Origin of the sequence: Rahnella sp. RFA10(1/100) (assembly GCF_004195115.1) — a bacterium.
In the GTDB taxonomy this organism is placed as follows: Bacteria; Pseudomonadota; Gammaproteobacteria; order Enterobacterales; family Enterobacteriaceae; genus Rahnella; species Rahnella perminowiae.
Map to the genome: position 1 here is coordinate 1,171,424 of NZ_SEWR01000001.1, position 21,915 is coordinate 1,193,338.

At 50.4% G+C, this 21,915-nt stretch carries 19 protein-coding genes; 8 read left to right on the forward strand and 11 right to left on the reverse strand.

Translation table 11 applies throughout. The annotated features are described in order from the left end of the window. Positions 1-191 precede the first annotated feature (191 nt). The 3 genes from ETV65_RS05280 to ETV65_RS05290 are packed head-to-tail and all read right to left on the reverse strand — an operon-like array spanning position 192 to position 5,508. A complete protein-coding gene (locus tag ETV65_RS05280) occupies positions 192-1,235 on the reverse strand; it encodes an AI-2E family transporter (protein WP_129951845.1) in 1,044 nt (347 codons plus the stop codon). A 28-nt stretch (positions 1,236-1,263) separates the two neighbouring features. After that, positions 1,264-4,359, reverse strand: coding sequence for an efflux RND transporter permease subunit (locus ETV65_RS05285; RefSeq protein ID WP_129951846.1), 3,096 nt, complete (start codon positions 4,357-4,359; stop codon positions 1,264-1,266). A 9-nt stretch (positions 4,360-4,368) separates the two neighbouring features. After that, positions 4,369-5,508: an efflux RND transporter periplasmic adaptor subunit gene (locus ETV65_RS05290; RefSeq protein ID WP_129951847.1), complete on the reverse strand. Its 1,140-nt coding sequence runs from the start codon at positions 5,506-5,508 to the stop codon at positions 4,369-4,371. 553 nt (positions 5,509-6,061) lie between these two features. Here ETV65_RS05290 and ETV65_RS05295 point away from each other — a divergent pair. Together ETV65_RS05295 and ETV65_RS05300 are read left to right on the forward strand one after the other, a co-directional pair. Continuing rightward, positions 6,062-6,607, forward strand: coding sequence for a cytochrome b (locus ETV65_RS05295; protein WP_129951848.1), 546 nt, complete (start codon positions 6,062-6,064; stop codon positions 6,605-6,607). A 64-nt stretch (positions 6,608-6,671) separates the two neighbouring features. After that, positions 6,672-7,247, forward strand: a complete 576-nt coding sequence (locus ETV65_RS05300; RefSeq protein ID WP_129952140.1) for a YceI family protein — start codon at positions 6,672-6,674, stop codon at positions 7,245-7,247. Between the two features lie 64 nt (positions 7,248-7,311). On the opposite strand, the gene ETV65_RS05305 is transcribed toward ETV65_RS05300, so the two are convergent. Then, the gene (locus tag ETV65_RS05305; protein WP_129951849.1) at positions 7,312-8,367 is read right to left on the reverse strand and encodes a rhodanese-related sulfurtransferase; all 1,056 of its coding nucleotides are present in this window, start codon (positions 8,365-8,367) and stop codon (positions 7,312-7,314) included. A gap of 230 nt (positions 8,368-8,597) precedes the next feature. Here ETV65_RS05305 and ETV65_RS05310 point away from each other — a divergent pair, with 230 nt between their 5' ends. From ETV65_RS05310 to mdtG, 4 genes are all read left to right on the forward strand, one after another. Further along, the gene (locus tag ETV65_RS05310) at positions 8,598-9,695 is read left to right on the forward strand and encodes an NADH:flavin oxidoreductase/NADH oxidase (protein ID WP_129951850.1); all 1,098 of its coding nucleotides are present in this window, start codon (positions 8,598-8,600) and stop codon (positions 9,693-9,695) included. 373 nt (positions 9,696-10,068) lie between these two features. After that, entirely contained in the window at positions 10,069-11,004 is a 936-nt protein-coding gene (locus tag ETV65_RS05315; RefSeq protein ID WP_129951851.1) for a Kdo(2)-lipid IV(A) acyltransferase, read from the forward strand. A gap of 214 nt (positions 11,005-11,218) precedes the next feature. After that, positions 11,219-11,653, forward strand: a complete 435-nt coding sequence (locus ETV65_RS05320; protein WP_129951852.1) for a DoxX family protein — start codon at positions 11,219-11,221, stop codon at positions 11,651-11,653. 287 nt (positions 11,654-11,940) lie between these two features. Further along, entirely contained in the window at positions 11,941-13,179 is a 1,239-nt protein-coding gene (gene mdtG, locus ETV65_RS05325) for a multidrug efflux MFS transporter MdtG (RefSeq protein WP_129951853.1), read from the forward strand. Between the two features lie 64 nt (positions 13,180-13,243). On the opposite strand, the gene ETV65_RS05330 is transcribed toward mdtG, so the two are convergent. Next, a complete protein-coding gene (locus ETV65_RS05330) occupies positions 13,244-13,642 on the reverse strand; it encodes a VOC family protein (protein ID WP_129951854.1) in 399 nt (132 codons plus the stop codon). A gap of 215 nt (positions 13,643-13,857) precedes the next feature. On the opposite strand from ETV65_RS05330, the gene ETV65_RS05335 reads away from it, so the two are divergent. Continuing rightward, positions 13,858-14,265 carry a MysB family protein gene (locus tag ETV65_RS05335; RefSeq protein WP_129951855.1) on the forward strand — a complete coding sequence of 136 codons (408 nt, stop codon included), beginning with the start codon at positions 13,858-13,860 and terminating at the stop codon, positions 14,263-14,265. 6 nt (positions 14,266-14,271) lie between these two features. On the opposite strand, the gene ETV65_RS05340 is transcribed toward ETV65_RS05335, so the two are convergent. The 3 genes from ETV65_RS05340 to ETV65_RS05350 form a co-directional block, all read right to left on the reverse strand. Further along, positions 14,272-14,517, reverse strand: coding sequence for a YceK/YidQ family lipoprotein (locus tag ETV65_RS05340; protein WP_129951856.1), 246 nt, complete (start codon positions 14,515-14,517; stop codon positions 14,272-14,274). Positions 14,518-14,716: 199 nt separating this feature from the next. Then, complete coding sequence (mdoH, locus tag ETV65_RS05345) at positions 14,717-17,299, reverse strand: glucans biosynthesis glucosyltransferase MdoH (RefSeq protein ID WP_129951857.1); 2,583 nt, start codon at positions 17,297-17,299, stop codon at positions 14,717-14,719. Then, positions 17,292-18,827 carry a glucan biosynthesis protein G gene (locus ETV65_RS05350; protein WP_129951858.1) on the reverse strand — a complete coding sequence of 512 codons (1,536 nt, stop codon included), beginning with the start codon at positions 18,825-18,827 and terminating at the stop codon, positions 17,292-17,294. The genes mdoH and ETV65_RS05350 overlap by 8 nt, the downstream gene beginning before the upstream one ends. A gap of 330 nt (positions 18,828-19,157) precedes the next feature. On the opposite strand from ETV65_RS05350, the gene mdoC reads away from it, so the two are divergent. Next, positions 19,158-20,339 carry a glucans biosynthesis protein MdoC gene (gene mdoC / locus ETV65_RS05355; RefSeq protein WP_129951859.1) on the forward strand — a complete coding sequence of 394 codons (1,182 nt, stop codon included), beginning with the start codon at positions 19,158-19,160 and terminating at the stop codon, positions 20,337-20,339. A gap of 60 nt (positions 20,340-20,399) precedes the next feature. Here the strand turns inward: mdoC and ETV65_RS05360 are convergent, their stop codons facing one another. From ETV65_RS05360 to ETV65_RS25310, 3 genes are all read right to left on the reverse strand, one after another. Beyond that, entirely contained in the window at positions 20,400-20,660 is a 261-nt protein-coding gene (locus ETV65_RS05360; RefSeq protein ID WP_129951860.1) for a hypothetical protein, read from the reverse strand. 431 nt (positions 20,661-21,091) lie between these two features. After that, entirely contained in the window at positions 21,092-21,451 is a 360-nt protein-coding gene (locus tag ETV65_RS05365; protein ID WP_129951861.1) for a DUF2502 domain-containing protein, read from the reverse strand. 265 nt (positions 21,452-21,716) lie between these two features. Continuing rightward, positions 21,717-21,848, reverse strand: a complete 132-nt coding sequence (locus ETV65_RS25310; RefSeq protein ID WP_013576285.1) for a hypothetical protein — start codon at positions 21,846-21,848, stop codon at positions 21,717-21,719. Positions 21,849-21,915: the final 67 nt, after the last annotated feature.

A 21,915-nucleotide genomic window follows, 5' to 3' on the forward strand; every position in this document is an offset into this window, starting at 1 on the left:
CCTGCTCATTCAGGGCATTTTTACGTGACGGCATTCTTTCTCACTTTTTTAAATATTTTCCCTGTATTCTCCGCCTCCCGCCAGGTTGTACTGTAACTGCAGAAATCTGCAACGGACGTCATGGCACGCCTGTACCCCTACCCTCATGGCAGAGCAGTGAAAGCGCTCGCTCATCATTTCGAAGAGAAAAGCTAACTTTTGCGTTCTGCGGGACAATCACCCAGAAGCACAGTAATTTTGTGGCCTGCCGCTGTGGCTTCAAGCGCTATCCTGAGCACAATCGTCAGTGGCACCGAAAGCAACATGCCAACCGGCCCCATCAGCCATCCCCAGAAGATCAACGACATAAAGACCACGAGTGTCGATAAACCTAATCCGCGCCCCAAAATTTTCGGATCAATAATACTGCCGAAAACCAGATTGATCAGGATATATCCCCCCGTCAGGATCAATCCTTCAGTGGAACCATTAAACAGAAAGGCCTGAATGATCGGCGGGATAGCCGCGATAAAAGAACCTATGTTGGGAATGTAATTAAGGGCAAAAGCCAGCATCCCCCACAGAAAAGCAAAACGAATGCCGGTAACCGCCAGTAAGGCCCAAACAGCCAGCCCCGTTACCACACTGATCAGTGTTTTGATCACCAGATAGCGTGTCACACTGTCCAGCGCACGCTGAACATTCGCCATGCCTTTGTCCGGGTCATCTGACATTTGTTCCACTTTGTAGGGCAGTTGCGGGACTTCAAGCAGCATGAATGCAACGGTCATCAGCAGTAAGAACAACCCCGCCATCGCATTGGACAAATAGCTGATCAACTTACTGACCAGATTCAGCGTCGCCGCGGGATCAATGTATCCGGCCAGTTGTTCGGAGGATAGCGTCAGCCCGCTTTGCGGAAACCAGGCTTCGATATCACTGAGTTTCTCAACTAACAGTCCGCGATATTGTGGCAATGTACGGGCAAACTCATTGAGTGTCACCAGCAGTTTGGTCGTGAGGAAAACCATCATGCAAATTACCAATGTCGCCACCAGCAAAACAGCCAATGCCCTGGGCACTCGCCATTTCTCCAGCAAGACAATCAGCGGATTCAATACGAAAGCCAGAAAAAGCGCCAGAATAAAGGGCACGATAATATCTGCCGCGGATTTAATTCCCGCGAAGATAACTACCAGCATTGCCATCATTACAACAGCTTTCAGGCCCTGAGTTGTTACGATCATTTTACGCACATCTTTCTCCTGAAACTGGCCGGATCCTTTAGCGAGATTTCACCCACTCACGCAGACGCTGGATATGTACGTACAGTGCCGGAATAAATAAGATCCCTGCCGTCGTGGATAACAACATCCCACTGAACACCGTTACGCCGATGATATGGCGGCTCATGGCTCCGGCACCGGATGCCATGACCAGCGGTAACACCCCAAGAATAAATGAGATTGCGGTCATCATTACCGCACGGAAACGCTGTTTTGCCCCATCCTGAGCCGCGTCATGTACCGACGCCCCCTCTTCTCTTCTGGCTTTCGAGAACTCAACGATCAGAATGGCATTCTTCGCTGCGAGCCCTATGAGCAAGACCATGCCGATCTGAGCGTAGACATCGTTGCTTAGTCCTGCTACATGCAGGCCGGCGATTGCGCCAAACACCGCAAATATCACGGAAATCATGACAATAAGAGGGATGCTCCAGCTTTCGTATTGCGCCACCAGGAACAAATACGCAAACAGCAATGCGGCCGCATAGATAAGAATGGCCTGGCCGCCAGCCTGTATTTCCTGCAATGACATGCCGGTCCATTCATAAGCGTAACCCGCAGGTAATGTCCCGTTCAGGATATGTTCCATCTGTGCCATAGCTTCACCGGAGCTGATACCGGGTGCTGCCGAGCCGCTGATCGCCAGGGAAGGAAACTGGTTATATTGGGTAATAAATGGCGCACCCAACGATGGTGTCAGTTCAACCATCTTCGCAAGGCTGACCAGTGAGCCGTTGTCGCTGCGTACCGTCAGTGCAGATATCTGGTCTGCACGTTGGCGGTCTTCCATTTCATTTTGCATCTGCACATTAAACAGACGGTTATTAATGATGAAATCGCTGACGTTAACCCCGCCTAGTGACGTCTGTAACGTACCGAAGATACGGCTGACCGGCACCTGCATTAACGCTGCACGGTCGCGGTCCACACTCAGGGCAATTTCCGGTACGGACGCACTGAAGGTGGTAAATACGCGGCTCAGGCTGGGATCCTGATTAGCGGCCTGGATCAGCGCCTGCCCTGTGGCAGCCAGTTCTTGCGGGGATTGCCCCTGTAATGCCTGCAAACGCAAATCCAGCCCTGATGCTGTACCTAATCCGGAAATCGCGGGCGGATTTATGGCCATAATTATCGCAGAAGGAATGCCGGCCATCGCCGGTTGCAGCCGCCCGATCACCTGATCCACACGGCTACGCTCGTCCCATGGCTTGAGCAATACAATACCAAAGGCGGCATTTGGCGAGCTCCCGCCGCTCAGCAGGCTGAAGCCACTGATAGCGATCACATCCTCGACCGCCGGGTCTTTCTGCATAATCTGCTGCATTTGTTCAAGCACAACATCGGTACGGTTTAATGATGCGCCATCAGGTAACTGTACATTCACAAAGAAGTAGCCCTGATCTTCATCTGGCAGAAAGGATTTTGGCAAACTGCTGTAGCCCCATACGCTGGCTCCGCCGATCAGACAAACCGTCACAATGCTGGTAAACACATTTTTGCTGATCCCCCGTGTAGCTTTCACATACACGTTACGGACGCGCTCCAACCCGAGATTGAACCCGCGAAAAACACGTGCCGGTTTGTCCGGGCGCGGTTTCAGCAGGGATGCACAAAGCGCAGGGGTCAGAGTCAGCGCGTTGATACTCGATAAAACGACGGCTGCTGACAGCGTGACAGCAAACTGACGATACAGTGCGCCGGTAATCCCTGGCAGAACGGCAATCGGAACGAACACCGCCAGCAATACCACGGTAGTCGCGATGATCGGCCCGGCGATCTGCTTCAGGGCTTCACGGGTTGCAGCCACACGCCCGAGCGACGGATCTTCCATCATCAGACGCTCCACGTTTTCCACCATCACGATGGCATCATCGACCACGACTGTCAGCGCCAGAATAATGGCAAACAAGCTGAGAGTATTGGCGGAATAGCCAAAGGCATAAAGCACGGCAAAGGTGCCCAGCAAAGAAACAGGAATGGTCAGTGCGACGATAAATGTCGCCCGTGCACTTTGCAGAAACAGGTAAACAACCGACAGCACGACGATAAAGGTCAGCACCAGTGAAACGGTAATTTCATCGAGCGTAGCACTGACAAAACGGGTCGAGTCGAATTTGATTTCATAAGTCAGATCATCAGGGAAATTGCGCACCTGACGCGACATTTCCTCACGCACCGCGTCCGCCACACTCAGCGCATTCGCTCCCGGCGCGGGGTATACCGAGAGAAAAGCTGACGGTGTCTGGTTCAGTGTCGCATTCACCTGATAATCCTGCGCACCCAGCTCAATACGGGCGACATCGCGCAAACGCACCGTACCGCCATGCGCGTTTTTACGCACAATAATATTGCCGAACTCCTGCGCTGAACTCAGACGCCCTGCCCCGCTGATCGTCAGGGTTTGCTGTTGCATTGACGGGCTCGGTGATGCGCCAATCTGCCCGGCCGCAGCCTGCACATTCTGATTATTAATCGCGGTGCTAATTTCCATACTGCTGACATCCAGCGCTTCCATTTTGCGCGGATCCAGCCAGATACGCATGCTGTAGTCACGCGAACCAAAAACCCGAACATCACCTACGCCATCAACACGCGCCAGCGCATCACGCAACTGGATGCTGGCAAAGTTGCTGATGAATAACATGTCATGGGTTTTCTCCGGTGAAAGGAGGCTGATACCCATCAGTATATTGGAAGCCTGTTTGCGCACCGATACGCCCGTATTCAGCACTTCTGGCGGAAGACGGGAGCTGACCTGTGAAATACGATTTTGTACTTCGACGGCTGCCGTATCCGGATCAGTACCGCTGGCGAAGGTAATAGTCAGCGTGTAGCTGCCGTTATTGCCGCTGTTCGATGATATATAAAGCATGTTACTGACACCGTTGACCTGTGCCTCGATCGGCGCAGCAACAGACTCCGCGACGTCCCGTGCACTCGCACCGGGATAAATAGCACTGACTGACACCACCGGTGGCGTAATATCCGGATATTGCTCAACCGGGATAACCTTCAGGGCGACGGCACCGATCAGCGCCGTCACCAGCGCAATAACCACTGCAAAACGGGGTCTTTTGATAAATTTCTGGAGCATCGTTGTTCCTTAACGTTTTTTCGCGGCCATATCCGGGGCTTCGGTTGCCCGTGCGTTCACTTCCATTCCTGGTCGGATCCATTGCTGGCCTTCGGTCACGACTTTTTCTCCGCCCTGCAAGCCCTCTATGACGAAATAACCGTGTCCGATCTGCGCGCCAAGCCTCACCAGCCGCGCTTCTACGCGCTGCCCGGCATTGACCAGCAAAACAAAATGCCCTGTCGCATTTTGCTGCACAGCCTGCGCAGGTAATACCGGCAGTGAATGTCCGGAACGCGGCTTTGCCGCTACATTCACAGTGCCCCCCGGCAGCAAACGATGATCAGGATTTGCTACGGTCAGCCTGACCGGTAAAGTGCCTGTTTGCACATCAATACGGTTACCGATGGATTCCAGCACCGGCGCTTTCATGTAAGGCGAACCGTCAGATAAACGCAGAGAAAGCATCATGTTATCGGCCATGAAGGCGTCCTGCAGCGTGCCACTGCTGTGGCTGGCACTGAGAACATCACGTTCGTTCACTGAAATTACTACGCGCACCGGATCAAGCTGCACGATCTCCGTGAGCACACCGCTGGCCGGATTCACCAGGCTTCCGGTATGAAAATGGCTTACGCCGATACGCCCTGAAATGGGGGCCGTAATGCGGGTGTAGCTCAGTTGTAGTTCCTGAGTTTTCAGCGCTGCCTGCGCCTGTGTGACGGCTGCACGGGCAGTATCACGCGCGGCCAGCGCAGCATCAACGTCTGACTGACTGACGGTCCGCGCATCACCGAGACGCTGTATACGGTTCAGATGGGTCTGGGCATGACGCGCGGTGGCATTGGCACTGTCTAACCGGGCTTTGGCCTGCGCGACAGCCGCCTGATGCAAAGCGGGTTCTATTTCATACAAAACGTCGCCTGCATTCACAAACTGCCCTTCCTCAAAGGCACGACGGGCAATAAAGCCTTCGGTACGGCTGGTCACATTGACGGCCTGAACAGCTTCAAGGCGACCCAGGTATGTGCGGCTGACGCCATCAGGTTGGGTAGCAATTGTCACTGTTGTCACCGCTGGCAGAAGTTGCGCAGCCGCACCGGTCAGGGGGAATGATAAGAGGGTCAGCAGTACAGGCACTGCCATAAAACGACGCATTGCAGGAAACATAAAGTCACTCTCCATGTGATGTCGGACGTGGCACCTTTAATTCAGCGAAAATGCACACACCGGCAACATCAGATAATAATCTATAAAAAAATTCCTAATCAGAATTATTGAGGATTATAAATATTGTCTGATATCACAAGCTGATCTCGATCAGCTTGTGAATGAACCTTTAACTTCTTTACGTTTTATTTAATCACCATTTAGATTCTTATTCTGAATAAAAAATCCATTATTCTTTGCTGCGCAACGGGTGAAATAAAAACACCACATCGTATTAATCACAGCCGGAATTATAATTTTTACTCAGTTTTTTAGAAATAGAAATAACTTTACGGTTGGTGACAAATCCTTACAAAGCATCTCCTGTACTGGATCAACTATGCCAAAATTCGTTTACATCAAAAAATAACAAAACCACTGAACAAAAACTCCTTAAAATCATCAAAAATAATGAATGAGTTGAATTAATTGCAACATTTGAAAATAATAGTTTGCCAAGATGTTTCTAAGTGTTTAATTTTCAGCAATACCTTATTACTGAGAACGCCATCCTATGCACTGGAAAAATACCCCCGTCCGTTTTGGTTCTATTTCCATGTTAATTCATTGGCTCGTCGCTCTGGCTGTTTATGGTTTATTTGCACTGGGATTATGGATGGTCGGACTGGGTTATTACGATACCTGGTATCACCGTGCGCCAGAAATACATAAAAGTGTCGGCATCCTGATTTTTGCTGCGATGGTATTTCGTCTCGCCTGGCGGTTTATTTCTCCGCCACCCAAACCGCTGGACAGTTACAGCGCGAAAACACGCATCGGCGCCTGGCTGGCTCACGTTCTGTTGTTCACCGGCCTGTTCGGCATTTTGATCAGCGGCTATCTGATTTCAACGGCTGAAGGCCAGCCGGTCAGCGTCTTCGGTTGGTTTGAGGTACCTGCTACGTTGTTTGGGCTGGAACAACAGGCTGATATTGCGGGCACCCTGCATCTGTGGATGGCGTGGGGCATTGTCATCATTTCAGGTTTTCACGCCCTTGCCGCACTTAAACATCATTTCATCGATCGCGACAGCACCCTGATGCGCATGCTGGGGCGCTGATCCGGTTTACGTTCTGCTCTTTACTTATGTTGTTCACATTATGGATAAACGGAGAATAACCATGTTGAAAAAGACCACTCTGGGTTTAACGCTGGCCTCGCTGTTACTGGCGGCGGGTTCGGCAACGGCAGCCAGCTACAAGATCGACAAAGAAGGTCAGCACGCGTTTATTGAATTTCGTATCAAGCATTTAGGTTATAGCTGGCTGTATGGCAGCTTTAACGATTTCGATGGCGGATTCACCTTTGATGAGAAAAATCCGGCTGCGGATAAAGTCAATGTCACCATCAATACCACCAGCGTCTTTACGAATCATGCCGAGCGTGACAAACATCTGCGCAGCGCTGAATTCCTGAATGTTGGCAAACATCCGCAGGCTACGTTCAAATCAACGTCAGTGACAAAAGAAGGTGAAAACCTGTCAGTGACCGGCGATTTCACGCTTAACGGCGTCACCAAGCCTTTAACATTACAGGCGAAATTGCTCGGTCAGGGCAAGGATCCGTGGGGCGGTTACCGTGCTGGCTTTGAAGCGGCAGGCACCCTCGCACTGAAGGATTACGGTATCACGACCGATCTGGGCCCGGCATCGCAGAACGTTGAGCTGATCATTTCTGTCGAGGGTGTGCAGGAGAAATAATTCCTGCCGCCAACGTAAAGGCCCTGAATCGCTCCCGCCATTCAGGGCCTTTTATAGACACCGGTCAGTCGTTTTCAGGTGCCGGAATATGCATGGTGGTTTGCAATAATCCCTTGGATTTATTGAAAATTTTTATGCCATTCTCGCGGCCCGCGCGCAAAGCCCGTTGTTCTTCTACCGGTAGCTTCAGCTCTGTCATACAGATTTCGCTGCAACATCCGTCAAATTTCGCTGCACACGTCGGACACTGAATAAACAGCAGATGGCAGCCGTCATTTTTACAGTTGGTGTGATTATCACAGGCTGTACCGCACTGATGACAATGCGCAATCACGTCATCAGAAATACGCTCACCCATACGTTCATCAAACACAAAATTTTTGCCTTTGAATTTAACAGGTAAACCCTTCTCTTTGGCACGACGAGCATATTCGATAATGCCGCCTTCCACGTGATACACATTCTTAAAACCTTTGTACAGCATGTACGCACTGGCTTTCTCACAGCGGATGCCCCCGGTGCAATACATCACAATTTTCTTATCTTTGTCTTCTTTAAGCATATCAACGGCCATGGGCAGTTGATCGCGGAAAGTGTCAGACGGGACTTCAATCGCGTTATCAAAATGCCCCACCTCGTATTCGTAGTGGTTACGCATATCGACAAACAAGGTGTCCGGATCGTCAATCATGGCATTGACCTGTTCAGCTTTCAGGTACTCACCTATGTTTGACGGATCGAAAGAATCATCATCAATCCCGTCCGCTACGATGCGGTCACGCACTTTGAGACGCAGCACCCAGAAGGATTTACCGTCATCTTCCAGCGCAACATTCAGCCGGACCTGATCCAGCGCCGGATGGCTGGAAAACAACCCGGTTTTAAACGCTTCAAACTGGCTCTGCGGTACGCTGATTTGCGCGTTAATCCCTTCTTTTGCCACGTAAATACGGCCAAACACGTTAAGGCGTGTCAGGCTGACATACAGAGCGTCACGGAAGGCCTTTGGATCTTCAAGCTGGAAATACTTATAAAAAGAAACCGTTGTACGGGGCTCAGTTTCAGCCAACATGCGCGCACGGAGTTCCTCATTAGAAATACGGTTATGTAACACTGGCATGGTGTACGTTCCTGTCTTTCAGGGAAATTTAACTATTGAATACCGAATAGCTACTTTTGAAGCGGCAAGATTATACATTAAAGCAACAACGAGGACATCTTACGTTGAAAATTCGGCAGAAGAAAAAACACCTGCTGTTCATTGCCCATTTTTGAAATGCGATAACCTACTCTTAGTTGTTATCTATCCTTGTAGTCCATCACCACGCTGAATTTTAAGGGGCATAAAACATGAGTAAGCTTTTTGAACCGATTTCCTTAGGGAAGCTGACCCTCGCTAACCGCATCGTGATCGCGCCAATGTGCCAGTATTCATCCGACGAAGGGAAAGCCACATCCTGGCATCACGCGCATCTTGGGCAGTTATCCTTTTCCGGCGCGGGTTTACTGATCCTTGAAGCGACCGCTGTTGAAGCCGTCGGACGCATTTCGGCCCAGGACTTAGGCTTATGGGATGATGAAACCGAAGCTGCCATGAAGGATTTAGTGACCGGGTTACGCGAAAACAGTGATATGCCACTCGGTCTGCAACTCGGACATGCCGGGCGTAAAGCCTCGTGCGCTGCCCCCTGGAATGGCGGTGCACAAATTCCTCCCTCCGCAGGCGGCTGGCAGACGGTTGCGCCCTCACCGCTGGCCTTCGCGGAAGGTACCGAAGCCCCGCTCGCGATGTCCACGGAACGTATCGCAGAACTGAAAAAAGCCTATGTTGATACGGTTCGCCGCGCAGATCGCCTGGGCTTTGATCTGCTGGAGCTGCACGGCGCGCACGGTTACCTGTTGCATCAGTTCCTGTCACCGCTTTCAAACCAGCGCACCGATCAGTACGGCGGGTCTCTGGAAAACCGCATGCGTCTGCTTTTGGAAATTTTCACGGAAATCCGTGCGGCATTCCCGGCAGAAAAACCGATTGGCGTACGCATTTCTGCGACCGACTGGGTAGACGGGGGCTGGGATCTGGAGCAGTCCGTTGAACTCGCCAAAGCGCTCGACGAGCTGGGTTGCAGCTACATCCACGTCTCCAGCGGCGGCCTGAGCCCGCAGCAGAAAATCACGGTGGGTCCGAACTATCAGGTCCCCTTCGCGGATAGCATTAAGCGCCATGTAAAAATGCCGGTGATTGCGGTGGGTCTGATCACAGAACCGGAACAGGCCGAAGCGATTATCGGCACCGGGCAGGCAGACATGATTGCTCTGGCGCGCGGCATTTTGTACAACCCGCGCTGGCCCTGGCATGCGGCGGCAAAACTGGGGGAAAAAGTGGCTGCGCCGAAACAGTACTGGCGCAGCGAGCCTCACAGCGTCAAAGGTCTTTTTCTGCCGAAATAATCGCCTGACTTAACATTAACGCGGGACTCGCCAGAAACGGCATTTCGCAAACGTGATCCCGGGCGGCGGTAGTGTCGCCCGTTTCATTGACAAAAAGGCATTCTCTACTGATATTTGAATCATGGTGAGTGAATATGCCGGGAAATTAATGCGTACTTTTTGTTTTACATTCACGCAAACTATAAGTAAATGAGGTATTAGTGCCGTGGATTTTCACCTCACACCGAAAAAATGCCACAATATTCCACTTTGCTGCAAAAAATAACGTACAACGCATATTCCGGATGAATATGTGTCCGTGTTTCTGTGGCAGGCTGCTGCATTAGACAGAGCTTATAAACTTTCTACTTCGACTCACTGACGCAGAGATTCTATGACTCAGGTACCAACCTTTACTCGTTCGTTACTGCACCCGCGCTACTGGATCACCTGGATGGGTCTGGGACTGCTTTATGTGCTGGTGTTACTGCCTTACCCGGTCATTTACCGCATCGGTACCGGCCTGGGCCGCTTCTCAATGCGCTTCCTGAAACGTCGCTATAAAATCGCCCGGCGTAATCTCGAATTATGTTTCCCGGACATGCGTGCGGAACAGCGCGAAGATATGATACTGAAAAACTTCGAGTCCGTCGGCATGGGCTTGTTTGAAACTGGCATGGCGTGGTTCTGGCCAGACTGGCGCATAGAGCGCTGGTTCAAAGTCAGCGGTCTGGAACATATCCAGCATGCGAGAGAGAATAAACAAGGGGTTCTGCTAATCGGTGTGCATTTCCTGACGCTGGAACTGGGTGCGCGTATCTTTGGGATCCATAATCCCGGCGTGGGCGTTTATCGTCCTCACGATAACAAGCTGATGGATTGGATCCAGACCAAAGGCCGTATGCGGTCTAACAAAGGGATGCTGGATCGCAAAGATCTCAAAGGGATGATCCGCAGCCTCAAGCAAGGCGACATCATCTGGTACGCACCGGATCATGACTACGGTCCGCGAGCCAGCGTATTTGTGCCCTTTTTTGCGGTAGATAAGGCCGCCACCACAACCGGGACATATCTGCTGGCACGCATGGGCAAACCGGCGATTATTCCCTTCACTCCGCGACGACTGCCGAAAGGTGAAGGTTATGAGATGATTATTCACCCTCAGGTCGCTGACTTCCCGCTGGATGACGAAGTGGTTGCCGCAGCGTACATGAACAAAGTGGTGGAAAACGAGATCCGCCAGGCACCGGAGCAGTATATGTGGCTGCATCGTCGGTTTAAAACACGCCCGCAGGGTGAGCCTTCGCTCTACAAACCCCTTAGCGATTAATCAATCAAAACCGGTCCGGCCACCGTCGCTGGTCCGGTTTTTTGATTTGCTTCATCAATTTTTTTCACAAACTTCTTCAAACTTATCAGATTTTATCCGATCCTGTTTAGGCCAATACTCTCCCCATCATTTCTCCACGTGATTACTCCGCTTATTTTGGAGCCGCGTGACCCCCGCCTCTGAACAGGCATGTTACCTTTAAAAGGAACACATTATGTTGGCTAAACTGAACACCGCCTTTACCCGTGCTGTTGATCATCAGAATTTCGGTAAGCTTTTGTTGCGTCTGACTTTTGGTATTTTAGTTTTATTCCACGGTGTGGCAAAAGTGGAAAATGGTGTGGGCTGGATTGCACAGATGTTACAAGCTGATGGCCTGCCTGGCTTTATTGCTTACGGTGCCTATATAGGTGAAGTGATCGCGCCGGTGCTGATTATTCTGGGTATATTCACCCGCCCTGCCGCGCTGATTCTGGCATTCAATATCTTAGTGGCCGTTTTCCTGGTTGTTGGCGGCAAATTCTTCACCGTCACCGAAGTGGGTGCCTGGGGACTGGAAGGTGAAGCTCTGTATTTCTTCGGTAGCCTGGCCATTATGTTCCTGGGTAGCGGCCGTTACTCTGTTATGAAGAACGAAGCCCTCCGTTAAGATCTGGTTTTAGTTGTGTCTTTCATTGTCTGTTTTTAATTCTGTGTCTGTCTCGGTCAGCCTCGGTGCTGACCGTTTTTTTTGACTTTTACCGCGCTGAATTGCTCTTCTTTATCCCGCCAAATTTTTTGAACCTGTATTTCACTTGGCTTGTTACAGTTCATTAACATCATTGAAGTGAATGATAATTAGGCGCATAATTATCAAGCCAACTGACTGTTATTTGTGCTCTGTCTTGTTTCTTTCTCTCATTCCAGAGCAAATCTGATCCCTTTATTCGGTACTATATGACTTCGGCCTCTGAACCTGAAATCGCCCCAGATCCCATTAACTGGAAACGAAATTTATTTGTTGCCTGGATCGGTTGTTTCCTTACCGGTGCTGCATTCAGTCTAATCATGCCTTTCCTGCCCCTTTACGTGGAAACCCTCGGCGTAACCGGTCATGAATCCCTGAATATGTGGTCCGGGCTGGTGTTTAGTATCACTTTCCTGTTTTCCGCCATCGCCTCACCTTTCTGGGGTGGGCTCGCCGATCGTAAAGGCCGAAAAATCATGCTGCTGCGCTCTGCACTTGGTATGGCGATTGTCATGGCGTTAATGGGATTTGCACAAAACATCTGGCAGTTTCTGGTTCTGCGTGCATTACTCGGTTTGCTTGGCGGATTTGTTCCTAATGCCAATGCGCTGATCGCCACCCAAATTCCGCGCAATAAAAGCGGCTGGGCACTCGGCACGCTGTCTACCGGTGCCGTGAGTGGCGCCCTGATTGGTCCGCTGGTCGGCGGCTTGCTCGCTGACAGCTACGGTTTGCGGCCGGTTTTCTTCATCACAGCGTCCGTGCTGTTTCTCTGCTTCCTGATGACGCTGTATTTCATCCGTGAGCAATTTGTCCCTGTGAACAAAAAAGATATGCTCAACCGTAAACAGGTTTTCGCTTCACTGAAAAACCCCAAACTGGTGCTCTGTCTGTTCGTCACGACGCTGATTATTCAGGTAGCAACCGGTTCTATTGCGCCCATACTCACGTTGTATGTGCGTGAACTGGCGGGAAATACCCAGAACCTGGCGTTTATCAGCGGTATGATAGCTTCGGTGCCGGGCGTGGCCGCACTGATGAGTGCGCCGCGTTTAGGCAAACTCGGTGACCGGATAGGCCCCGAGCGGATCCTGGTGGCGATGATGGCGTTATCTGTGCTGTTATTGATTCCGATGGCCTTTGTACAAACACCATTGCAGTTGGGTATTTTGCGTTTTCTGTTGGGTGCCTGCGATGGTGCATTGTTGCCAGCCGTTCAGACCCTGCTAATTTATAACTGCACGAATCAGGTGGCAGGACGGGTATTTAGCTACAACCAGTCATTCCGTGATGTCGGCAATGTCACCGGTCCGCTACTGGGTGCCGCGGTCTCAGCCAGCTACGGCTTCCGGACGGTATTTTTTGTCACGGCGATGGTCGTATTATTTAATGCAGGATATTCGTACTGGTGTCTGCAACGCCGGCCCAAACAGGCCATGGCGGACTAAAGCCTGACAGGCGTCGCAGGAAGAGAAATGATTGAATTTTTCTGGTTTATAAGGACTCTTGTGTCTATGCCGTCCAGTCACGCAATGCCAGTACTACCCGATAACCGTCAATGTCCTCAAAGGTTTTGCCGCATTCATCCCAGTAGGGATTAAACGACGGTACGGCAATAAAACCCGCCTGTAGCATCCGCTCGCACTGCATACTCCACTGCTGATTATCCGGAATATAGAACACCAGAAGATTGTCTTCGGTAGGCGCACGCCCCACGGACGAACCGTGATGATGCGTAAATTCGAGATGATAATGATGATGCGCATGCCCGACCAGCACACCATCAAACCCCTGATGATCGCAAAAACTGCCAATGATGTCGAAACCCAGCCCTTCTGAATACATACGCGTTATTTGCCCGAGATTATCCGTCGGGCGCGCCACCCGTAAGATTGCCTGTCGTGAAACCATCTGTACTCCTGCTCTTTTTTAAATAGCCGCAACGGCGCGGGTAAGAAAATGAGAATAGCAGAAAAAATCTGACTGATTTCGTCTGAAAACTTGCATCCTGTCAGTTATCGACAACACTCTTTTAATCAGGTTTTTCACTGTCAGATGGCTGTTACTTATTCATTAATAACGCTATTTGCTGCAGATCTCTTTATCGTTCAACTCAGGAGACAACAATGAGCATGTACGCAACGCTTGAAGAAGCTATTGATGCCGCCCGCGAAGAATTCCTCGAAGCCGCGCAGGATCGGATCCATGACGACGAAGAACCCATTCCGGATCAGTTTAATCTGCAAAAATATATCATGCAGGATGGCGATGTGATGTGGCAGGCGGAGTTCCTCAATGGTGAAGGAGATTCCATCGATGCGCTGACGTTCCGCAGCGGTGCAGCGGCGCAGGCCATCTTTGATGAGGATTATGATCTGATAGAACTCGAAGAAGAATGGCAGGAAGAAGCCACGCTTTATGAATGGGATGAAGGTGAATATCAGCATGAACCGCCGCTCGATACTGAAGAAGGTAAAGCGGCATCTGAAGAATGGGACGATGAAGACGAATACCCGGGTCGTGATATCGATTAAGTCACTTTATTCATAAGGCCCGTGGCGGGCGTCAACCGGCAGCATGAACGTGTCGACAATCATCGACAGAGGAACATCGATAACAGTGACATAACGCCACGGGCTGTCCCGTAAATCCCACTGCACCCCGGGATAATACTGGTTACCATGCCCCTGTCCCGGCACAGTCCGGCTGATAATACTGCCGCATCCGGTCAGCATCGTCGCCAGCAATGCCAGCGCACACCCGCGAAAAATAACCCGATTAATCACTCACCCAACCTGTCGATTCAATTCAAAAGAAGTCTATTCAGCAACACCGTCAGCTTATCACGCACCCTGTGTGCCTTATGTTAAGGCAAGGTAAAAAATTCCGGCGCTCCCCGCTAAAGTGTAATCCGCCTTTCGTCACAAAGAAAACGGGCAGTATGCGTTCACATACTGCCCGTTTTTTATTTACCCCATGTCATTTTCAGGCGGATTTAACTTCAGGCGTCTGAGTGACAGGGAATGCCTGCACATTACGAGGCAGTTGCGCGTAGTAAGCACTCCATACCTGCTGATCAGGTTGCGTCCACACGGCAGAGTGTAAACGCGCCATCAGCACCGGATCACTTAACAGGATCAGGCGATCCGCCTTGCCCAGATCCTTAGGACCGGTTTTTAGCGCATGCTCAAGATGAGCACGACGGCCGTTTTCTACCGTTTCACGCAGCAGGTGGCGGGATGTTGCCATCGCCGTTGCCAGCGCGTTGAAGCCCGGATCGAAGACTGCATGCATAAAGCCGTTTTGCAGCTTACGCGAACGGTTCAGCGTCAGGTATTCCTCGGTAGCCACCAGTTCACGCGGAGGATCGTATTCTTCCGGGATCAGGAACAGTTTGGCTTTCTTACTCTTAATCCCTAACGTTGCCCGGCTCGACAGTACAGAGACGATTGGCGACAGGATAAGAGAGAAAACGATGGGTGCCAGCCACCACAGGAAACGCAAGTCCAGCCACGCCATACCGGCCGCCCAGACCGCACCCAGCAACAGCTGAGAACCGTGACGTTTAAAGGCTTCGCCCCATGGAGTATCGTCGTCATCGCGCTGCGGTGAGTTCCAGACCACTTCCCAACCCAGGAACGCGCTGACCACGAAGACAGTGTGGAACAACATACGTACCGGTGCCAGCAATACTGAGAACAGCATTTCGAGGAACATGGAAATCAGCAGACGGAATGCTCCACCAAACTGTTTTGCCCCTTTCGCCCAAATCAGCACAATACTCAGCAGTTTTGGCAGGAACAGCAACACCATGGTGGTCGAGAACAAGGCAATCGCCAGTTCCGGACGCCACTGCGGCCATACCGGGAATAGCTGACGGGGTTGCAGGAAATACTGCGGTTCCATCAGCGTGTGCACGACCTGCAATGCGGTCGACAAAGCCAGGAAGGTAAACCATAACGGTGCAGACAGGTAAGACATGACCCCCGTCAGGAACACCGCGCGGTGAACCGGGTGCATACCTTTTACCAGGAACAGACGGAAGTTCATCAGGTTCCCGTGACACCAGCGACGGTCGCGCTTCAGCTCATCGAGCAGGTTCGGTGGCAACTCTTCATAACTGCCGGGCAGATCATAAGCAATCCATACACCCCAGCCAGCACGACGCATCAATGCCGCTTCCACAAAGTCATGAGACATGATGGAACCCGCAAAGGAACCTTCACCCGGTAACGGTGCCAGTGCACAGTGCTCAATAAACGGTTTCACGCGGATAATGGCGTTATGGCCCCAGTAATGGGATTCGCCCAACTGCCAGAAATGCAAACCAGCAGTAAACAGCGGGCCGTAAACACGGGTCGCAAATTGCTGGCAACGCGCATACAGCGTATCCATGCCTGAGGCTTTTGGCGCAGACTGGATAATACCGGCGTTCGGGTTGGCATCCATCAGACGGGCCAGGCCGGTCAGACATTCGCCACTCATGACGCTGTCGGCATCAAGAATAACCATATAGGCATATTCCCCGCCCCAGCGACGGCACCAGTCATCAATGTTACCGCTTTTGCGTTTTACACGACGGCGACGACGGCGATAGAAAATACGTCCGTGACCCTCAACGTCGCGGCACACTTCCATCCAGGCTTTTTGTTCCGCTACGCAGATATCCGGGTCGTAACTGTCGCTCAGCACGTAGATATCGAACTGATCCAAATCTCCCGTCGCTTTGACTGATTCATACGTTGCACGCAGACCCGCGAAAACGCGCTCCACGTCTTCGTTACAAATCGGCATGATCAATGCTGTACGGTTGTTCGGATTCAGCGGCTCATTACCTTTGGTCGACGCGGTAATGCTGTATTTGTCCCGGCCGATAAGCAATTGCAAAAAGCCCATCAGCGCGGTCCAGAATCCTGCCGACACCCAACAAAACAGGATGGCAAACAGCACCAGGATCCCGGTCTGTAAAACGTAAGGCAGTAATTGCAGAACAGATTGTTGCCAGTCCTGATTGAGCATATCGCTTGGATCGATGAGTGCCCAGCCCTGGTACGGGAGAATGGTTTTCATGTACCAGGTAGCAATTGCCGTCTGTACCAGCATCAGAACCAGCAGGATATAACGACGCACGGAACCGGCGTGGCGCCAGCGCTTTTCCGACTCAGGCATATGTGACGTAGTGTGACGCGAAACCGCGCTGCGCCCCATCAGGTTGTCCCAGAAACGCCCGACCGGGTTGGTGCGCCAGACATCAGGGAACATGCTGGAGCGTTTAACCGGTGGCATGGCGCGGGTAATCGTGCGCCCTTCGTTATCGGTTTCGTCTAAGGTGCCCTTTTCCAGGGCATCAGGCCAGCTTGCGCCGACACGGGCTTTCACTGACACCAGAGGCGCATCAGGATCGGCCGCATTAACCGTGGTCGTTACATCACCGCCTAAACGGTGATGTACAGTAGCAAAAGCCAGCTCCTGCTCAGCAGGAAGCTGCTGAGAGAGCGCCGCTTTCTGTTCATCAGTAAGCGGCAAGGCTTCTACATAATCTTGAGTAGAGTGCGTTGACTTATTCATTTGCAGGCAGCTGATAGCTCCAGGTTTCACTCAGAGTTTTATCGCCATTGGCCAGAGAAGCGCGCATTTCGATCGCCTTCTTAGGATCCTTAACTTTCAGGCGCAGCGTCAGACGCCAGCCCTTTGTGACAGGATTATAGCGTACGGAGTTTTCAACCAGATCACCGTTGTCGCCCACGCTGACCTGAGACACCACCGGCGTGTCGCTTTTCAGTGCTTTCAGGTTTGGACCGACAAAGTCGACCAGGAAAGCCACGCTGCCATCCGGCTCACGGATCAGATTCGACTGTTTCACGTCACCGGTAGAGCGCATAGTGCGTTCGACCCACGCCAGATCAGGAGAGTGCAATTTCTCTTCTTCACGGGTGAAATGTAAACGATAGTTCAGGCTCAGCGGTTTGCCGGCATCAGGCAACTGATCAGGGGTCCAGAAAGCCACAATGTTGTCGTTGGTTTCATCCGCAGTCGGAATTTCCACCAGCTCAACTTTCCCTTTACCCCAGTCGCCTTTGGTTTCAACCCAGCCACTTGGACGCAGGTCGTAACGGTCATCCAGATCTTCGAAGTTAGAGAAACTGCGACCACGTTGCAGCAGACCGAAGCCTTTCGGGTTCTCCATAGAGAACTGGCTGACAGCAAGGTGTTTCGGATTGTTCAGCGGACGCCAGATCCATTCACCGTTACCCGCGTGGATAGACAAACCGTTGGAATCATGCAGCGCCGGACGGTAATTAAGCACCGGCGAAGGCTGGTTTGCGCCAAACAGGAACATGCTGGTCAACGGAGCCAAACCCAGTTTGCCAACTTTATCGCGCAGATAAACCTGAGACTGTACGTCAACAGTGGCTTCTTTACCCGGATAAACGTCCAGACGGTAAGCGCCGGTCGCACGCGGAGAATCCAGTAAGGCATAAATGACTAAATGCTTTTCATCCGGATTAGGACGTTCGATCCAGAATTCACGAAAACGTGGGAATTCCTCGCCGGAAGCCAGCGCAGTATCGATCGCCAGACCACGGGCAGACAAACCATAAACCTGGCCTTTACCGATGACGCGGAAGTAGCTGGCGCCCAGCACACTCATAATCTCATCATCTTTGTCGGCTTTGTTGATGGGATAAAGCACTTTGAAGCCGGCAAAGCCGAGGTTTTTCACTGAGTCAGCGTCATGCTTGACGTTGCCAAAGTTGAAATAGTCCGGGCTGTATTTGATCTCTTTGACTGAATCGGCGGTCACTTCATTGATTTTCACCGGCGTGTCGAAGTACATACCCTGATGATAAAATTCAAGCTTGAAAGGCGTATTCAGATTTTTCCAGTACGCCTTGTCATGATTGAATTGAATTTGTTGATAATCTGCGAATTTGAGATCGCGGAACTGAGACGGAAGATTGCTTTTCGGCGCTTCGTAACCTTTATCGGCTAATGCCTTCGCTTGTTTGGCAACATCATCTATAGAAAAAGCCCAGGCAGATGAGGTGAACATGGTCATCAACACTGCGGCACTTAGCAAACGGACTTTGATCATACGTGACCCTATGGAAAAATTTTTATCTGACACCTTGTCTCCTACGCGCGCTTCATTCATTCACTGTAACTATTTTAAGGGAAGTGTCAGGTTTCCGACAACTTGAGCAGTCGATGGTTCATCCATTGATGAACCGTTTAAGCGCAACAGGGTACAAGGATATCAATTCGTTGAAACTCCGGCTATGGAAACTTGTCCTATAACAAAGCATGTTTTAAGGTTAGAAACTAAACTAATGTCAACGATGGTCATTTTTGCTTACGTGCGAAATTAGCCTTAAAGACAAATTACGCTCTAAAATTAGGATGAGCTACTTACAATGGATACGTAATGACACAGCCAAAACCACAACGTGAGTTTTTCTTAGACTCCATCCGCGCATATTTGATGCTGCTGGGTATTCCTTTTCATATATCATTGATTTACTCCAGTCATATCTGGGCGGTAAACAGTGCAATACCTTCTCACGGCCTGACAATATTCAATGATGTTATTCACGCCTTTCGTATGCAGGTATTCTTTGTTATCTCCGGCTATTTTTCTTATATGCTGTATGAGCGTTATGATCCACAGCAATGGCTGAAGGTGCGCCTGGAGCGTGTTGCCATTCCACTGGCGGCAGCCTTCCCGCTGATCACTATCCCCCAACTCTATTTTCTGATGAAATTCACCAGCAAATTTTCTGATTGGGATAATCTGGATTTTTATCAGAAAATTAACATTACCGTCTGGGAACTGGTTTCGCATTTATGGTTCCTGCTAACCCTGGTCATTCTCACCAGCATTTGTTTTTACCTCTTCAAATTCATTAAAGAAATTAAGACTAGTCGTATTCAAATAATAAAAAGCCGTACAAACAGCTTAGGAAAACTCTCAATTATCTTTTTATTTATCGGTTTAATTTACGCAGCATTTAACCGAAGCCTGTATCTTTTTGCGCCGCATTTACTTTCCAACGGTGCATTTAATTTCATTGTCATGCAGACACTGTTTTATCTGCCATTTTTCATCCTGGGTGCGCTTGCTTATAAATTCTCCTGGCTGAAAGAACTGTTTCTGAAACCCTCGGCTACCGCCGGTGTAGTCAGCATTTTCCTGTTCGCGGCTTACATGTTCAATCAACATGTCAATACACCCCAGCTGTACTCGATGGAAATCGATGCCATCATCACAACCCTGCTCGGGTTCCTGATGGTCAATGTGGTGTTTTCCTTCAGCCACTATTTACTCAATTTCCAGGCACCGTGGATCACCTACCTGGTCAATTCATCCTTATTTATCTATCTTATCCACCATCCTTTAACGCTGATTTACGGGGCGTTCATTACACCGAAAATCCATAGCGACTGGTTGGGGTTCTGGCTGGGGCTGGTATTTGTATTCGGTATCGCCTTTTTGCTGTATGAGATCCATAAGCGCATCCCTATCCTGCGGTTCCTGTTCTCAGGCAAACCACAGCAGCCGGTTAAAAAGAACTCAACCGACGTGCCGCCGCAGAATCAGGCTTCCTGATGCCAGACGACAAAAAGCGCCCTCAGGCGCTTTTTGTAAGACGGATAAAGTAAGAGGGAATTATTTGGTGCTTATCAGTCCCATTGATTTTGCCCACTCTGAAATGTGCCCCCGATAAAAGAAAGTGATGTCCAGCTCCAGCGAACATTCCTTTGAGGGTGTCACGCTGCCCAGACACGGGTATTCCTGCGGACGATATTCAAAAAGAAAATCATCCATTTCCTCATCAGTCAGCAACTTATCGCCTTCTATTTTATCCTGATAGAAATAGGCATCCAGCATCCAGGTACGGTATTCAAAGTCGTTTTTAATCAGTTGCATAGGGATAATCTCGCTAAATGACATATTACATATCTGACAGGGTTTTCCCCTGTGTGACGGCCTGTTTCATCAGATATGTGCCGTAGTCGAGCCATCCATTGCCGATCTCATAACAGGAAATTAACATACAAATGATCATTAGCAAGCTGCAATTGCTCTTAAAAGGCTTTTACCGAACCCATCCGCACTTAATAGCAAAAAAACACATCCTTATATAATTCAAACAAATGAATCACGTTACTTTCATTGATAAACCAATTAGTTAGGAGAATATTATTAATCGCGGGGGATAAGGGCCAGGCTAGCTTAGGATGGGATGGGATGGGATGTGAAGGGAACAGAACTGACATTGGGGATACTTTTGCATCGCCACTGCCAACCCTGTTCCCAAAATCTTTTTAACGCCTGTCATTCAACTCATCAAACTTGTGTTACCAACGCCCCGGAGGCGGACCTTCGCGCCAGTGTCCCGGAGGGCCATCACGCCAGTGACCAGGAGGACCATCGCGCCAATAGCCGGGTGGCGGACCTTCATGCCAGTATTCATGATGCCAGTAGCGTGGCGGTGGTGCCGGTTCGTAATAAACCCAATGACCGCGGCCTTCATCACGATAATGATGCTCCCACCAGCCCGGTGGACGCCAGTCGCCCCCATCCCAATAGTATCCGCGGTCGTCACGGTCACCAATATGCAGTGACAACCCTGGCATATTAACGCCAAGCTCGACGTTCGCCTGTGCGACAGCTGGCAAAGTTAGCAAAACGGCGAGAACTAAAATCAGTTTTTTCATTGTGAACCTCACAACCTGCTTATCAGGTGGTGACAAAGTACTCCCGGCTATCTTCCTGTTCTATAGGAATTTATCCCAAAAAAAAACCCTTAACGGAACCCTTACAATTGCATCAGTACGCCATTGCGGGCAACCCGTTGCAACGCTATGGCGGCAAAGGAAATTCAGCGCATAAGGGCGAAGTAACCCTGAATGACAGACACAAAAAAACCGCCGTGGCGGTTTTCTGTTTGCTGCTTTGTTGTGCGAAATCAGCCGGGCAAAATCAGATTTTGCAGCCTTCGCAGTCACTTTCGTCCTGAACGGCTTCAGGCACTTCCGCTGCTTTTTCAGCTGCTTTAACTTCGGCAGTTTCCAGTGCAGCATCAATGTCAAAATCAAAAATATCGTCGCTCATTCTCATCACCTTAAATGTTCAAAATCGTATCCAGTATAAACGACAGGCCATGCCCGGCGTCGGTTTT

Coding starts and splice junctions, on each gene's coding strand:
- ETV65_RS05285 (WP_129951846.1), bottom strand. CDS start 4,359: ATGCTCCAGAAATTTATCAAAAGACCCCGTTTTGCAGTGGTTATTGCG.
- ETV65_RS05290 (WP_129951847.1), bottom strand. CDS start 5,508: ATGTTTCCTGCAATGCGTCGTTTTATGGCAGTGCCTGTACTGCTGACC.
- ETV65_RS05295 (WP_129951848.1), top strand. CDS start 6,062: ATGCACTGGAAAAATACCCCCGTCCGTTTTGGTTCTATTTCCATGTTA.
- ETV65_RS05305 (WP_129951849.1), bottom strand. CDS start 8,367: ATGCCAGTGTTACATAACCGTATTTCTAATGAGGAACTCCGTGCGCGC.
- ETV65_RS05310 (WP_129951850.1), top strand. CDS start 8,598: ATGAGTAAGCTTTTTGAACCGATTTCCTTAGGGAAGCTGACCCTCGCT.
- ETV65_RS05315 (WP_129951851.1), top strand. CDS start 10,069: ATGACTCAGGTACCAACCTTTACTCGTTCGTTACTGCACCCGCGCTAC.
- ETV65_RS05320 (WP_129951852.1), top strand. CDS start 11,219: ATGTTGGCTAAACTGAACACCGCCTTTACCCGTGCTGTTGATCATCAG.
- mdtG (WP_129951853.1), top strand. CDS start 11,941: ATGACTTCGGCCTCTGAACCTGAAATCGCCCCAGATCCCATTAACTGG.
- ETV65_RS05330 (WP_129951854.1), bottom strand. CDS start 13,642: ATGGTTTCACGACAGGCAATCTTACGGGTGGCGCGCCCGACGGATAAT.
- ETV65_RS05335 (WP_129951855.1), top strand. CDS start 13,858: ATGAGCATGTACGCAACGCTTGAAGAAGCTATTGATGCCGCCCGCGAA.
- mdoH (WP_129951857.1), bottom strand. CDS start 17,299: ATGAATAAGTCAACGCACTCTACTCAAGATTATGTAGAAGCCTTGCCG.
- ETV65_RS05350 (WP_129951858.1), bottom strand. CDS start 18,827: ATGATCAAAGTCCGTTTGCTAAGTGCCGCAGTGTTGATGACCATGTTC.
- mdoC (WP_129951859.1), top strand. CDS start 19,158: ATGACACAGCCAAAACCACAACGTGAGTTTTTCTTAGACTCCATCCGC.
- ETV65_RS05360 (WP_129951860.1), bottom strand. CDS start 20,660: ATGCAACTGATTAAAAACGACTTTGAATACCGTACCTGGATGCTGGAT.
- ETV65_RS05365 (WP_129951861.1), bottom strand. CDS start 21,451: ATGAAAAAACTGATTTTAGTTCTCGCCGTTTTGCTAACTTTGCCAGCT.
- ETV65_RS25310 (WP_013576285.1), bottom strand. CDS start 21,848: ATGAGCGACGATATTTTTGATTTTGACATTGATGCTGCACTGGAAACT.